Below are 14,762 nucleotides of genomic sequence, written 5' to 3'. Positions count from 1 at the left end.
TTGGTGGGTGTGCGGTGATCGGCGGCAGGGCAAACGGCGGTATTTGGCGCGCCGCGCCGGGTGAAGATGATAACTATGTCTACGCCATAGCCCTCTAAATTTCGGCACGAGCGAATGGCACCTATGGGTGGAAAGCGGAATGGTAGGTTTCGGATGGCTACGCCACAAAAGCGGCCCTTTCACTGATCGAAAAATTTAGGTAGCGGGATTCGCGTCAATTCACAGATTGTCATCTGCGGCAACTCAAGTTGAAAGAAAACGTACAAAGTGGCCTGGTGTATTGAGGCGCGGATCGCCACAGGGGAAATACATGGAAGTCACCAGTTCCAGTGTTATCATCAACAGCGTCATCTGGATCAGTTCTCTCAGAGAATCTGAGCAAGGCGTAACACGACGGATAATCGAGGAGCTTGATCCGTTCTTCCATTGCAAGGGGGTGAACTTCGTCTTGTTCGAGCCCCAAAGCGCGGACCATCTGCGGGTATTTCTCGATCAGGTTGAGAAGGAGGCGCGTGAAGACGGCCTTCGTCCGATCATCCACATCGACACCCATGGCGGCAAGGACACCGGGATACACATTGTTCCCTCGGGAGAGGATTTGTCGTGGGAGGAGGCGACTGATAGGTTCAAGCGTATCAACGTTGCCACCAAAAATAATCTCTGCGTGGTGTCGCTAGCCTGCTACGGATTCCACATCGTAAGTGAGATGTCGATTTCTGATAGGACCCCATTCTATATCCTGGCAGCGCCTGAGAACACCGTGTCCGGTGGCTTCGTGGAAAGCACTTGCCCTGAGTTCTATCGCTACGTCTTCACTCATCTAGATATAATGGGGGCGTATCGGAGAATCTTTGGCGACACGCTCAAGATAATGCACTGTGAGGAAGTCCTGCTCATCGTAATGGCAAAGTACGTGCGAGCTGGCACCATCGGTAAGGCTAAGCAGGAACGCGTAGAGGCGCTAATCAGTACCGTCGTGAACGACATTGGGCCTGTCGGAAGTGAAACATTGAAAGCGATGCGAAAGGTCGCAAAAGAGGGGATAAAGCCGACGCAGGAACTGCTCGAAAGGTACATAGGCAGCTTTCTCATGGGAAGGCCGGTCGCCTATGACATTGAGAAAGTCAAAAGCATCGCTGCTACTATTCCTGATCCTTACGCGGACGGGAAACGCAAGCGCCCTATGCCCGGCCTGTAGAGGTTCACTCCTTACAGGTCACCGGCAGCCCGCCCGCCCACTACGTCTGCTTTCGTAGCCCTTCTGTCCGGAGCAGTCAGTCCGGGTAGATCGCCTGATTTTGCCGTTTCGAGAGACTGAACGAACGGCAGGCTTCGGGTGAGGTCGGAAGCATTACTAACGGCGACAACGGCGTCGGGAGTTGCCGTTTGCTGGCCTTCAAGTTTTATCGGGCTGTAGCGTGGAATCGGCGGTTTCGCATGCCGGTTGGTGGGTATGCGGTGATCGGCGGCGATATCGCGTTGTAGAGGGCATTCGGCGGTATCTGGCGCGCCGCACCGGGTGAAGATGACAACTACGTCTACGCTATAGCCCTCTAAGTCCCTCAAAATACGGTTATCAAAGTTGAACTGAAAGCTGCCAGTTCATTGACTTTGTACGCGAGATAATTTCTGGCACCGATGTTAGTAGAAACTCGCCAGTGAGCTTATTAAACAGGGCTACTCTATGTCTTGGGCCTAACTGCTCTGACGCGGCGATCTCGCTTTCCGTCAAGGCGAAAAAGAACCCCTTGAAGCCGGGCTGCACCCGGGGCTGGTTTGCAGTCTTGATCTCGATGAAGGTAATCGCCGGCAGATGTAATCGAACTTCGCTTCGATCCGAGAAGTCCATCGTTGTGGGCAAGGCCAAAGCATCGAAACTTGAAGCCCTTATTTTGACTCCATCTGCAGCAAGCTCTTCAAGAAGAATGCGAAGTGCAGAGCCTTTCGGTCGAGCGATCCATTGATCCATGATAAGCAATGCGTGCTGCTCGCCAGAGGCTCCTCCTTCATTGGCCAAACGAGCAAGATGGGCCCGCTTCGCAGCGATCACCTCAACCGGGTTGAGTAGCATTTCCATAGCCTTTCAAACGATCTATGAAGGCCGGTCGGATCGCCGTAATTCCAGCCAGAAGAGCGCCTGCGCTCATTATCGCAAACACTCTTTCACAGCCGCTTCAAGTGATCCTACATGGATTGGCGTTGGACTACCGCTCTTCATTTTCCAGACTGTGTAGCCACCGGGAAGCGGCTTAGCCTTGAGAGCCGTTTGCTTACCTTCGCTGATAAAGCGGGTAAGCAGCCGGGTCTTGTGATCCTCTTGGATATCAAAAAGTTTGCGGGCCACCGCGTCGGTCAGGAGATGGCTGCCTTTGGTATCGAGGCAATAAACGATGCCCTTCTTCCAGACAATGAAGTCGGGATAGAAGTTGGCGGTGTCGCCTTCTGACAGAAGCGGAATGTGAAAGCCACCCGATGACAGGTTGCGGTGCCAAGGTACGCCAACATCGTCAAGCGCGGTCGCAAAAGGCAATTCAAATTTGTTGAGACCAGCATATCGCGGATACAGGGAATTGTTGAATGCAACTGCCTTCTTGCCAATCCGCATGGTCCCGAACGTGAACGGCATTCCGCTCTCGTAAACAAGCTCTGAAAGGGAGTAGAACGATCCCGTTGCATCTGCTGCGAGTGTTTCTGCCAACTTGTCAGCCTTGCTCTGCGCTTGGACGCGTATATCGAACTTCGGATCGTGCAAATCTGAAACTGCGAGCACCCGAGATGAACGCGACTTCATCGCCGTGCTTACTAGCCAGCGAAGTCGAACTGGATTGGTATGGCCAGCCTCCTGCCATTGCACTGGTTGAGGAGCACTTTCGCCGATCACGTCAATGACGGTCGATGCCCCCTTCGCGCCAGCGACCGTATTCGCATCGCCCTCGACGAAGTGCGGAAAATCATTAATTAACTCCGCGATGCGCGAGCGCGCCGCTTCAGAGTCAACAAAGATGTGGTGAAGCGCTGTCCCCTCAAGGTCTTTGGGATATTGGTCCTCAGACCCGGAACCAGCACCGCCGAAATTGCCGATGATGGAGAGAGGTGCGCCTTCAGCCTTCAGCTTGGCTTTCACCCTTTCAATTGTGTCCGTGAACACGCTCTCGCGATCAACGCGCACGAAGAAGTGCGCCGTATTCAGGAGCGCATTGTCATAGTGAGTGGCGTCATACTGGCGCAGAACTCGGCCCATGATCTGCTCAACCTGAATGCTCGACCCCATGCTCTTGTCAATATAGGCAAGGTAGCAAGCAGGATCGTCCCAACCTTCTTGGAGGCCGAGGTTGAAAATGATGTGCTGGTAATCTCCGGCGGTGAACTGGTCGAAGTCGTTGTCACCCTTGGAAAAGAGGTTGACGGCGTCCGGCTTGGTGCCGGCTTCAAAAGCAAGGTTCGCATAGATTGCGATCCGCTCCGGCGAGACGCCCTTCTGCTCAACAAGATAACGCCAAATACGGATCGGTGGTGCTTCGCGCTTCAGGAACGGAAGGGACGGATCGTCGCGTGCTCCGTCGTCGGTGATATTCGTCTTGCAAACGTAGATTGCCTTAGGCCGAAGCGGAAGTTGCGCCTCTCCAACTGCTTGCTCGATCAGATTCAATCGTTCGAATAGATCATCGATTGCACGGTCCATCGCAGCCGTGGTTCCGTCAAACTGAAGTGCAAGTTTGACGAGTTGTGCTTTGACCACTTTCTCGCTATCGACAATCGTGGTGATGAATAACTCGGGTTCTACATCACCCTGCTCGCTGGTCGCGCTGAGTTGCTTGAAATCGTCTTGTTGATCAGCTTCTTCTACCCAGAGTTTGATGGGATTGACGACCGATTTCGTGAAATTCAATGGAAGCCTTAGCGTCGCGCTTGCCAGCAGATAGGCGTCTGGTTGAAGCTCGGCTAAAATCTCTGCTTGTTGCTCAGATAAATTATGGCCTTCGTCGTACACCACAATGAGCGGTCGTCGCGCGCCGGTTCCAGGACGAGAAATTAGCCGTTCCCACGGACTCTCGTCACCGAACGTGTCCTTGTCGCGTTTGTAGATATGGAGGTTGCCCTCAGCCTGCTCCTTGTTGTTGAAAAGTCCCGTAGTCGTTGTGATGAGCAGCGGCGCATTGGGATCGTTCAGTAGCGCGGGCGTGATATTCCCAATCGGCAGCACCCGAAAACCGTCCACGAGGTGGCTGTACTTACCGCCTTCCGAGAAATTTGTGAGTGTCTGGCCCACGACGGAACGAGCTTTCGACATCCAAAGGACGATAGGTTCAGCGTGGAGGTGCGCTCTCAAGCGTGTCACGGAGTCAGCAAGAATAGGCGTCTTGCCGGCACCAGTAAGCGCGGACAGCGCCTGAAAGAAAGGGCGAGGCTGGTTACCCTTGCTCGGCCGATCAGGATGGTTTGAATAGAACGCGAAGCGGTCAACGATCAGCTTTGCAGCGGCGGATTGAAATACCTTGAGCTCAAGCATTTTCGTCAGCCACGTTGGAATAAGAATCAGCACGGGCATTGAAGCCAATATGCTCTAAGACGCGGTCAGGTATTTTGTAGAATTCAACACCCGCGCCAGTGTATGGGGCAATTGACGCGTAAACGTGATAGCGCTCAGCGAGTCCCGCTCCCGCACTCTCGGCCACGATTGCTTTGAAAACATCTCGGTTCAAAACGGAAGGCGTCTCTGGACTATCCCAAACAAGGAAGAACCCCTCGTTCTTCGGGTTTGTCGCGAACAGATACTTGTGCGAGCCAACCGCATAACGATGTAGGTAGGAACGCGCTTTTTCGGCCTTGTCCCAATAGCTATTGAGAAGAAGGTCAATCATTTCCTCACGCGCAAGCGCATTGACCGCACGGGCGTCTATCTTCTCTCGCCTCAGTTGGATAAAGCGAAAGCCCCCACCCAGTGCTGGTTGTTTGCCGGAAGCCCAATCACCCGCGACCACACGTCGGATACGATCAGCGGTCAGCGTTTTAGCGTAATGGTCCTTCTTCTCACTGTTGCCTTGCTCAATCATGATGAAGCGCCGAGTAGCCCCCGTTTCGTGATTGAGCCGTAAAACCGCATGTCCTGTAGTGCCCGAACCTGCAAAGGGATCGAGGATGAGGCCGCCATCAGGGCACCAGAGTTGGATCAATTTACTAAAAAGTTTGAGCGGTTTCACCGTCGCAAAGCCATGGTTTGCGCCGACAATCGAAGTGAGTTCGCTTACCCCGTCGCTCGTTCGCCCCGATTCTTTGTAACCCCATGAGGTCGCATCCAGTTCAACCGGATAACCCAGATCCTCTTCGGCCCAATAGGTAACAGGCACCTTCCCACGTTTGATCCCTTCCAGATAGGTTTTAACGCGCGGGCGACCCTGCCCATCGCGGCCGAACCACACGAATGGCCATTCTGGCTTGGCAAGGCGCGCTAGGGCTTTCTTGGATACCGCGACCGGCACATTGTTGGCCGCAGCACCTTTGACCATCAGTGCCTGAGCGCGACCGTCTCCGATATCGCGTTCCTCGTAGGCGGCCCCCCAGCCTTGAAGCCAATTCTTGATGTTCCTCTTCGGATGACGCCAAGAGCCGTGGCCAGCAGGATAGTGGACCTCGCCAGTGAACGGCGACTGGATGCCATATTCATCTTTCGGGGACGAACTGCGTGCGGTGAGGTTGCCTTCGCGCCAAAGACCGTCGCCATCGTTGTCGGGATTGGAATAGCGCCTGTTGTCATGCTCTGACCGTCCGGTTGATAAGGTTCGTGCCTTGGCTAAGTCCTTGGCGTAAACAAGAACATACTCTGTAGAAGTGGATACATGTGACTTGTCCGGCCTCGGCGCTGCCGTCTTTTGCCAGTTGATGATAGCAAGACGGTTCTCTTCTCCAAATATTTCGTCTAGCAACATGCCGAGGCGATAAAGTTCTCGATGGTCTATGCAAATTGATAAGACTCCGCCTGGCTTCAGCATCTCCTTCATCATCCAGATTCGCGGAGTCATGAACTTGAGCCACTTGCTGTGCCGCGAACCATCGACCTCGGCAACCAACTCGCCCAAGTCGGGATCGTTTGGATCCTGATCCCACTTATCGTTGTATCGAAAGTCCGAGCCCGTATTGTAGGGTGGATCAGTGAGGATCAGGTCCACCTTGCCCCGATGTCGATAGAGGCTAACCATCGTGGAGAGATTCTCGCCCTCCCAGATTTCATTCTCGCACTGTGCAGCCTCGTCGCCGCAGGATAGCTTCTTTGAGATTACACTTAGCTTGGGCTTGACGAGTCGCGTAATTTGCCACGGGGCAGTTCGCCCCGAATAATTCATAGTAATTCCGTCTCTGCCTGCCTGCTGAAGCGCCTCGTCATGCTCTTGCAGTAGACGAATTAGGGCTGAACGAGGCAACTCATCGTAGTTCATGAAGAAAAGCAACTCCCGATAGGGCTAGGTCAGCAGCCAAAACATGGAATCCCGAAGGACGGGAGAGCTATTCGAATACTTCACTTCCATATATTTTCATACCGGTTCTTCTGCCTCATCCTCGTTCCCACTCAGACGTACGTCCGTCGCAAATTCTTGTGCAACGTCATATGCGAACATTACAAGAACGTCCAGTGAGACCATACGCTGTCGTGAATCCGACTGCTCCTTTCCCACCTCGCACTTGTGGCAAACAGGGGCAACCGATTCGCATCAACAATACTCCGCGTAGCGGCTGCCGCCGTGTGACCCTCAACAGTTTTTCTAAGGGCCTTGCCCTCGCGCCAGCAAGGTAAGTGGAACCGTCCGGGGCGGTATCCCCAGCCTTCCGCGCTTCGCTTGTGCAGGCCGGGTGATCCCCCTCCACCCCGGCCGCCCTTGCTCGTTGCTACCCCAGTCTCGGCGACGGCCAGAAGGTCAGGCGCGGCGTTCCGCTTCGCTGACCTTCAGACCCGAGGATCAGAGACATGACCAACGTATCCGACAGCACCCCCCGCATTTATGTTGCCTGCCTTGCAGCTTACAATAGCGGCTATCTGCATGGGGCTTGGATCGACGCGGATCAGGACGCCGACGAGATCAGGGATCAGATTGCCGCGATGCTAGACCGCTCCCCCGTCGAGGATGCGGAGGAATACGCCATTCACGACTATGAGGGTTTTGAGGGCGTCAGCATCTCCGAATATGCCGGCATCGACAACGTGGCGCGGATGGCCGCTTTCATCGCAGAGCACGGCGCACTCGGCGCGGGCCTGCTGGAGCAGTTCGGCGGCGACATGGATCAAGCCGAATTCACCTTGGAGGACTGCTATCATGGTCAGTTCGCCAGCCTTGCCGACTATATGGAGGAGTTGACCACGGAAAGCGTCACGATCCCCGAGCCGCTGCGTTACTATGTCGATTGGGACGCGATGGCGCGCGACGCCGAGATGGGCGGCGACCTGTTCACTATTGAGGCCACGCACGGCAAGGTCCATGTGTTTTCCAGTAGGTGAAGCCGCATCGCCTTGCCCGCACTATTACGGGCGGGCGTCTCGCGGAATCATCGAAATAGTGTTAAGGAAAGAATAACCAATAATGATCGGGTTCGCCGCTCAAGGTATCGGCCTTGAGCGGCTTCTATTACTTACCCCAATCTTTGATCCTCTCCAGTCCGGGCGTTGCTCTGCGCGCCTCGGTTTTGGGAGGTGACGCCATGCTGTTAAGCATCGACTGGCGGTCGCCGGCGGCATACCGACACGCGAAGCACATTCCAGCCGCCGGTTTCGCTTGGGAATATCTTCGCCGGAATGACGAGTATCGTCATGACTTCCAGACCATCGCACTGACGGGACAGCCGGGCAGCCGCGAGCTTGAAGCGTTCGCGCAACGCTGGGGGTTGCGATTTCCCGAACGACCCCGACGTGCCGCATGACCGGCAACCGCAGTTCTGGAATCCGAGCCTGCAACCGCAGGCCGTGATGTTGTCGCCGGTCGATCACAAAGACGACGACACCGAACCGATATTGACGTTAGCGCATCTCGACGGCCTCGACCTGCGCCGCGCTGCCGATGGCTGGCACGGCATATGGCAGGTGGATGGCGTCGCGCATCAATTCTGGCTGCCCGAGGCCGTGCCCGACGCCGCCGCGTTTTATGCCGTCACGCTGCCGATGGATTCGTTTCTGGAGCTACGCACGCACGCGGCACGCCGCTTCTGGCGATCCCTCAACGGCCGAGCGCCCGGTCCCGATTTTCGAGCGGTCCCCGCCCAGCTCCGGCAATGGCATATCCTGTCGCTGCGCGCGCTCGACGCCCGGCTGCGCGGCGAGAGCTATCGCACCATCGCCGAAGTCCTGCTCGGCTTTCGCGGCACCAAGGAGGATTTCGAGAACGACCCGCGCAAGAACAAGGCCCGCCGCTTGGTCGCGCATGGCATCAGGATGATGCGAGGCGGCTATCGCCTCCTGCTCCACTACCCTATCAAACCCGGCAAGCGTTGATCGTGCGGGCGTGGCCCTCACGCCTTGTTGGCTGCCGCCTGCTCCAGAATTTTCCGATAGCCTTCACGCGATAGCCATTGCGCGCGTTCGAGATGGCTTTGCCAGCAACGGCGGGTCCGAAATTCCTCGGCCACCGGATCGCGGTGCAGCACAATCCGCGCCACTTCCTTCCAGTCCGCATCTTCGGCCTTCGCATCGAGAAGGCGCAGATAGGTGACGTAGTGCCGTTCGTCATAGGCGGGCCCCAGCGCTCGCTTCATGGCGCGGTTCGCGGGGCTGCAAAGGTCGATCGCTGCAACGGCGCTACCATGCGCACTGGGCGGGAATTGCTAAGCTAACTGCGACCTTCCAGCAGCCGCACTTCGCGCACGAGGTCACCCCCGAGACCCGCGGCATAGCGCGCTCTCAGTATCGCAATATGACAATGGACTTTCCGCAGCGACAGCCTCACAAAGCGGCGGGGGTCTAGGTCATGGGGATTCAGATGAAGCGGTTTTCTGGAGAGGCGTTCGCGCAAGCGGAAGCAAGGCGATTGCGCGAGGCCGGCATCGTTGCTCATGTCGAATTCAGCCCGCGCAACGGGGCAGATGACAACCCCTTTGTGGTGGTCAAGAAGTCACCCAATGTCGCTCGCCCCAAGCCCGTCGGCGATTGAACAATCAAAGGGCCGTGGCAGCCCGCTACGGCTTGGGCGCCTAGCCGCCACAAACCATAAACCAATCAGCCTTTGGCGAATCTATGCGAACGGAGCTCCGGCTACGGGCCGGCCGACTATGTCCGGGCTTTGTCCAGCCAAGCAGGGAACAGCTTCCTGAAGAGTAGGGTCACCGGTGAATTGGGTGTCCACGAGTTGATCCCCTCGTCGATAGCCCGCTGGGCGGCTCGCTCAAGCAGAGCCCCGGTCCTGCCGGCTGCGAGCGCGTCGGGCCGGTAGAACTTCAGCGCGCCGCGGATGACACGATGCGCCAACCTGCTGTCTTCCGAGTTGAGGAAATCGTTCACTTGGGCGCGTGGGTTGGCATGGCGCGAACCGGCAGGCTCCCAGGCTTCGATCGCGATCAGCGTATTGATAGCATGGCAGGTTGCCCACGCTTCTGTGTCATTCACCTCGATTGCCTCGTCGGCCAGCAGCTGGCGCGCTAGGTCTATGGCGCTGCCCCAAGACTTGTCGGCCCGCTCACGCCAGAGACGCTTCACCTTCTTATGCCAGGGAAGCCTTATCAACTCTTCGAGGCCGACAAGCGCGGTCTCCACCGCCGTGACACAATGACGACGGAGTAAGAATCGCTGCTGCGCCAACGATTGCTCGAGGACCTGATCGTCGATCGAGTACACCAACGTCTCTTGGGCGGCCCAGACGTCCCACAACCAAGTCTGCTTGTACGCGTCAAGGTCAAATGCGCGTGTTACCCACACGAGCGTGTGGTCGTTGTCCCGGTAGAAAATGGACCGCTCGGCTAGCCGATGCAGGCTGATCGGGGACAATTGCACCTCAAGTGCCAGCTGTCCCGCATCAGAACGGAACCGCACGTCAGGATACCGGCCATGCCAACCGGGCACGCCGGTAGCAAGGTAGCGGCCGACGAGGATGCTATCGGATTTCACGGAGGGATCACTTTGCGCCATGCTAGTGATCGCGGCCACTAAGGCTTCGTGTGCGGGGCCCTCCTGGCGGCCTTGATACAGCAAGGCATCCAGCTGATGCTCCGAGAGTGCCCGGCCTTCGGCCAGCGGACAGTCTCCAGCCGCAATGTGGGACCAATATGGGCGCTGTTTGGGGCTTAGCTTGGGATACAAGTGGCCTGGGCAGGCTGGACAACCGAAGATGGGCGTGGCATCGCGGTGGAATGCCTCAAATGACGCAATTCGCAACCGGCTCCGGGCCATAGGCGAGTCCAGACGCCTATCCGCCGTAAATACAGCTGCGCCGTCGGGTCGTATCGCGTAGGGAATCAATGGGGCGCCGGACATGGAGCGACTTTAGCGCCATCGCCACGCCGATCCAGTCAGACAGACGTGGCGATCGCAACGCAAAGCCCCGGCTAGGTGCATTTCTTCTCGATTGCCAAAGAGGTGTCGGCCGGAATTTCGGCTTCGAGTGATAACCGCAAGACGATCTTGTTGATCGATGTATAGGTGCGGATCACCTCGGCCATAAACTCGTTTGCCGCAACGATGGTTGGTCTCGTGAAGGGTCTGGTTTTTATCGGCCTGCCCCGGGTCGTCTTCACGCCACTTGACACACTGGCAGCATTGCGGTTCGCCAATTTTCGAAGTCGCCAGCGACGAGCGCGGGCTCGAACCTCTTCCTTTGGCGCTTTGACTGCTCGATCGCGGACTCGATGAAATCATTTGTGTCCGCACCGGCCGCTCGGATAACATCCGCCACGACAGTGGGTTGGCCGCCGACAAGGGTGATCTCATCCTCGGTGCGTTTCAGCGACTCGATTGGGATCTCGATGAGAGCCGTGTATTCCACCTCCCCTAACACGAGAGAGAACGGCGTAAATATCACCTCCTGCTGCTCAACGAAGACGTCCTCTGACCAGCGCGGAAAGGTCATGTGTACCCCCGGGGTCGACAAAATCGCCAAGTATTCGGTGTGAGACTCAATCCAATCGTAAAGTGCAGTCAGCTGAATTTGGTGGGCGAAACGGCGATGTGAGCGTCCAAGAGCCGACACGACCCTGCGCAGTGCAGGTGCGGCATGCTGCCAATGTGCGAATGGTCCCTCTTCCGGACCCATGGGGAGCTCGAGCTTCGTTCCCATGAAGCGGATGATCAGAGTCTTCACCGGGCGCGCGAGAATTGAGCCGACTTCGACAATGTTGACCGCTTCCTCGAAAGGAAGGGTTCGATCCCCACTGTAGTCAAAGCTAAGGCCGCCATGCTTACTCGCGAAATCAAGCACGAATTCGAGAAACCGGTTCGCGAAGCGGATCGGGCCGCTCACGCCTCGCTGTAACGGCGGCGAAATAAAGACGTCCATCTCGAGCGAGATCCACTCGCCCTCGCTCGTCGCAAGCTCGATGGTAGACGAGAGCAACGGCGGCGCGTCCAGCTCCAGGACGGCCCTGTGAAAATGGTCGCGGTCGTTCTCAAGCGCAATGCCGAACCGACGTCGCTCGATTGTCAGGTCGTACACATGGAGTTCGCGCGGCCCGCCGAGGAAGAGGTGGCTGATTTTTTTCGCTGCCTCCTTGCCCGGGACGAAAAAGGTTCCCACAACCGATTTGTCCTCAAAGCCGCAGGTCCGACGATGCGATATTTTTTCGGCGATGTAGGTCGACACCTCACCGCCGATCATGGCGTTGAGCGCTCTCGATAACCCCTCCCCTGTCGGGTCGATTTCAACGGCGCGATCCAGCGGGACCGGAATAGTCGTTTTGTGGATGGAACGGTTTCCCCGTGCCTCCTCCCGGCGCACGCGCCGGAGCGTGTCCGTGATAAGCGCATCATCGACGGGGACCAGCAGACCGCGTGTGGGAAGCCTGGCGCCCTTCGCGAAAAACAGGGCGACAACGGCCGCCGGAAGGTCAGCGTCGACGAGATGCTTCAGGGCGGACAGCTTGATCCGCGGCGCTTTGCGCTCGTCCTCCGTCGACTTCACCTGAATTAGGAACTTCGGAAGATCGTTCTGCCCGTCTAGAGGCCGGTCTCGGCTCCGCAAGGGTTCGCGTTCGAGCAAGAAATCCCAGCCTAACCGGTCGACGTGAGATTTCTGCGCGCGGAATCCCTCGGGCTCGCACCAACTGAGAAACGCGTTTTCACCTATCGCGCCGATGTCCCGCTGTGCCATCGCCGTCACGTCTCGATCGTGATCGGCACAGCGATGGCCGCTTCCACGGGTGTGAATATGTCGACGGCTGCGCCAGGTGCCCTGATGGTCACGATCAATGCGTAGCGCGTAACGGCGTCGAACCGTTCCAGGTATGGCTTCTCCTTCCACCAACCGCCGACCGGGAAGATGCCGATCGCGTCTCGCTCGGCGAGGTCTGCCGCGCTGCCGGACCAGAAGTCGCTATGCAGCGAGCCACGATCGCGAAATGTGCCGAGCAGCCATTCCTCTCCGCCACCGGCCGGGGATCCCTCCTCTTCCTCGCGCGCGGCCAGGTTGATGCGGGCCCTGAACTCATCGACGGTTTCGGTCGCGGACTTCACCCGGAATCGGAGGCCGTGCGAGGCGTAACGATGTCGGCGCGTCCAGCCACGTTCGCCGGGGTTGGGTTCGATGTAGTACGACAGCGTCGCGCGAAGCTCGACCTGTGCCGCGCCGAGGGCGGCCAGCTCCTCCTTCGGCCAAGGCAGGCGATGCAACGCCATGTCGCGCGTTCTTGCACTGGCCCCAGCCTCTCGACGAAATGGCTGCAATTCGTCTTCGACGATGAGCGTGAGATCATTCACCGTCGACAAGAGCGCACGCCCGAGATCTGGCACGCCGTAGCCGTAGCGCCGCACCAACGCCTGAATTTGCCCCTTCGCTCCATGGCAGGCGTCAATCCGGGCGCGCATCGCTTGTGTCCACTCAGCCGAATGGACGATCAGGCCCCGGACTGTCTCAGGCCACAGTCCGGGCCGCGCTGCCAGGATTTGCCCCGCCATTCGCGCTGCGTGCGCGGTCGCGGCGCTGGTATCGCCGATGGTGGTGAAGTGGCGGAGGTCTGGACGGTAGAACGTCGTTAGAATCTGCAGATCGTCAATGGGCTCCCCCGGCAACGCTCCGTCATGGCCGAGATTGCCGCCCTCGAACACGACGTCGGGTTTCACCGGCCACTGCCTGTCCCATAAAACCGAAGTCCGACTGCGTGGGGAGAGCTCACCGGCCGGCGCGATTGGCGCATAGCCGGCAAAGGCTGCGTCGATGATATCGACCTTCTCCGTGAAGGCCCCGACCGTCAGCGCGTTCCAGGCCTGGGCAGGATCATCCACGGCCTCCAAATCGTTGCGCGTCAGATGATCGGCCGGCATCAGGTCGTCCCCGATGTTGCCGGCCGAGAGGATTATCAGCCGTCGTTGGTCCTCGTCGAAACAGAGCTGGTCGACTGCCGCGGACCATGAGGTCGGTCTTCCGCGTGCCGGATTTGCGCTGGTAACAGCCATTGCGATCGCGCGGCGCCGGTTCGGCGCCTGGATTTCAACGCGGGCTATCGCTTCGCCGGTGATCGCGCCATAGAGCTCCGGATCGTTCGCGTGGTCCGCGGGCGGAAGAATGCGAACACTTTCCAGCCGGAAGGGCAATGGAACAGGATCGCCACCGGCCAGAACGGGGACCAGATCTCCGTAGAGGCCCACACCCGCCATGCGCGTGCCGTGGCCATTCCAGGCCGGCGTGTCGTCGCTACCCCAAGCGGGTCGGATTGTGTGCCAGTCCTCGGCGGCGAGCGCAGGTTCGATCAGCGGATGCGTCCGCCTCACGCCACTGTCGAGGATACAGACGGCGACGTCAGCCTTCGGCGGCGTCACGCGCTCCAGAAGTTCGGCGCTCCAATCCCGTTGCTCCGCACCGCCCACGCCCATGAAGAAGGACGGTACGTCTTTGGCGCGTCGTAGCTCTGCGACGACGTCACTGTGCGCGACCAGCCGATCGAGCATCGCCGCGCTAGCGAGGGCCAACATGACAGTACGCTCCGGAAACCTGACGGCATGCGCCCTCACGGTCAGGTTCATGGCCTGGGCAATGCGCTCGAAGTCCTCGCGCCGGTCCTCGCGTAACCAGACCTCCCACCAGACCTGCTCGTCGGCGGCTTCAGGAAACAGCACGGCGTCATCGGTAAAAAGGGACCGCGCCGTCGCCAGACGCACAGTCTCCATGCGCGAGACGAGCGGTTCGTTCCGGGGACGGCCGCGGTCCGTGTCATCGTCCCGGTACGCCTCCACCTTCCGCTGATAGTAGGCTTCCGCGCGTTGGGGCACGAACACGGACGCTGTGATCGGCGCGCCGGGTCGGACGGGCTCGTGGACGGCAACAAGCTCCATATGCTGTCGACGATCAGCCAGTTGGTCGAGGCCGGCCCGCTCCGACGACGGCAAGTCGATCTCAAGGTAAAAGCCAGGAATGCCAACCGCCAGCTCTGCATCGCGTCCGGCAATCTGCTGGCGCGCACTTTCAACCGCCTGTTCGATCGATTGTAACAGGGCGGCGGCGTGGCCTGCCCGGTCACGCACAGGAAGCGGCGATGGCTCGATGCGCTGGTTCGGCCGCCCGTACGCTTCCCGGACGCCGTTGTTGAGGAGGTGGATGTGGGGGCGGTCGCGTGGAAAGTCGTCTGCCATTATGACCTATGCC

General features: G+C 58.4%; 12 protein-coding genes. 5 read left to right on the top strand and 7 right to left on the bottom strand.

The features are described from left to right. Positions 1-310 precede the first annotated feature (310 nt). Entirely contained in the window at positions 311-1,198 is an 888-nt protein-coding gene (locus OSH07_RS03195) for a hypothetical protein (RefSeq protein ID WP_266337144.1), read from the top strand. Positions 1,199-1,576: 378 nt separating this feature from the next. On the opposite strand, the gene OSH07_RS03190 is transcribed toward OSH07_RS03195, so the two are convergent. From OSH07_RS03190 to OSH07_RS03180, 3 genes are all read right to left on the bottom strand, one after another. Continuing rightward, positions 1,577-2,077: a hypothetical protein gene (locus OSH07_RS03190; protein ID WP_266337143.1), complete on the bottom strand. Its 501-nt coding sequence runs from the start codon at positions 2,075-2,077 to the stop codon at positions 1,577-1,579. Positions 2,078-2,146: 69 nt separating this feature from the next. Further along, positions 2,147-4,549, bottom strand: a complete 2,403-nt coding sequence (locus tag OSH07_RS03185) for a DEAD/DEAH box helicase family protein (protein ID WP_266337142.1) — start codon at positions 4,547-4,549, stop codon at positions 2,147-2,149. After that, positions 4,503-6,434 (bottom strand): site-specific DNA-methyltransferase, encoded by a 1,932-nt coding sequence (locus tag OSH07_RS03180; RefSeq protein ID WP_266337141.1) that lies wholly within the window; start codon positions 6,432-6,434, stop codon positions 4,503-4,505. Before OSH07_RS03180 ends, OSH07_RS03185 begins: the two co-directional genes overlap by 47 nt. Positions 6,435-6,961: 527 nt before the next feature. On the opposite strand from OSH07_RS03180, the gene OSH07_RS03175 reads away from it, so the two are divergent. The 3 genes from OSH07_RS03175 (at position 6,962) to OSH07_RS03165 (ending at position 8,476) form a co-directional block, all read left to right on the top strand. Beyond that, the gene (locus OSH07_RS03175) at positions 6,962-7,489 is read left to right on the top strand and encodes an antirestriction protein ArdA (protein WP_266337140.1); all 528 of its coding nucleotides are present in this window, start codon (positions 6,962-6,964) and stop codon (positions 7,487-7,489) included. Positions 7,490-7,689: 200 nt separating this feature from the next. Then, positions 7,690-7,908, top strand: a complete 219-nt coding sequence (locus OSH07_RS03170; protein WP_266337374.1) for a transcriptional regulator domain-containing protein — start codon at positions 7,690-7,692, stop codon at positions 7,906-7,908. A 46-nt stretch (positions 7,909-7,954) separates the two neighbouring features. Continuing rightward, positions 7,955-8,476 (top strand): DUF2285 domain-containing protein, encoded by a 522-nt coding sequence (locus tag OSH07_RS03165; RefSeq protein ID WP_266337373.1) that lies wholly within the window; start codon positions 7,955-7,957, stop codon positions 8,474-8,476. A gap of 17 nt (positions 8,477-8,493) precedes the next feature. On the opposite strand, the gene OSH07_RS03160 is transcribed toward OSH07_RS03165, so the two are convergent. Beyond that, positions 8,494-8,736 carry a DNA -binding domain-containing protein gene (locus tag OSH07_RS03160; RefSeq protein ID WP_266337139.1) on the bottom strand — a complete coding sequence of 81 codons (243 nt, stop codon included), beginning with the start codon at positions 8,734-8,736 and terminating at the stop codon, positions 8,494-8,496. 224 nt (positions 8,737-8,960) lie between these two features. On the opposite strand from OSH07_RS03160, the gene OSH07_RS03155 reads away from it, so the two are divergent. Next, complete coding sequence (locus OSH07_RS03155; RefSeq protein WP_266337138.1) at positions 8,961-9,131, top strand: hypothetical protein; 171 nt, start codon at positions 8,961-8,963, stop codon at positions 9,129-9,131. A 116-nt stretch (positions 9,132-9,247) separates the two neighbouring features. Here OSH07_RS03155 and OSH07_RS03150 read toward each other — a convergent pair whose 3' ends face one another. The 3 genes from OSH07_RS03150 to OSH07_RS03140 form a co-directional block, all read right to left on the bottom strand. After that, complete coding sequence (locus OSH07_RS03150; RefSeq protein WP_266337137.1) at positions 9,248-10,363, bottom strand: DUF6035 family protein; 1,116 nt, start codon at positions 10,361-10,363, stop codon at positions 9,248-9,250. A 340-nt stretch (positions 10,364-10,703) separates the two neighbouring features. Then, the gene (locus OSH07_RS03145) at positions 10,704-12,284 is read right to left on the bottom strand and encodes a hypothetical protein (RefSeq protein WP_266337136.1); all 1,581 of its coding nucleotides are present in this window, start codon (positions 12,282-12,284) and stop codon (positions 10,704-10,706) included. Then, positions 12,281-14,749, bottom strand: a complete 2,469-nt coding sequence (locus OSH07_RS03140; protein WP_266337135.1) for a S8 family peptidase — start codon at positions 14,747-14,749, stop codon at positions 12,281-12,283. The genes OSH07_RS03145 and OSH07_RS03140 overlap by 4 nt, the downstream gene beginning before the upstream one ends. Positions 14,750-14,762 lie beyond the last annotated feature (13 nt).

This window comes from Kaistia nematophila, from assembly GCF_026343855.1.
Classification (GTDB): domain Bacteria; phylum Pseudomonadota; class Alphaproteobacteria; order Rhizobiales; family Kaistiaceae; genus Kaistia; species Kaistia nematophila.
The sequence above is the reverse complement of the archived record's forward strand: the minus strand, read 5'-3'. Positions and strand labels throughout refer to the sequence as shown.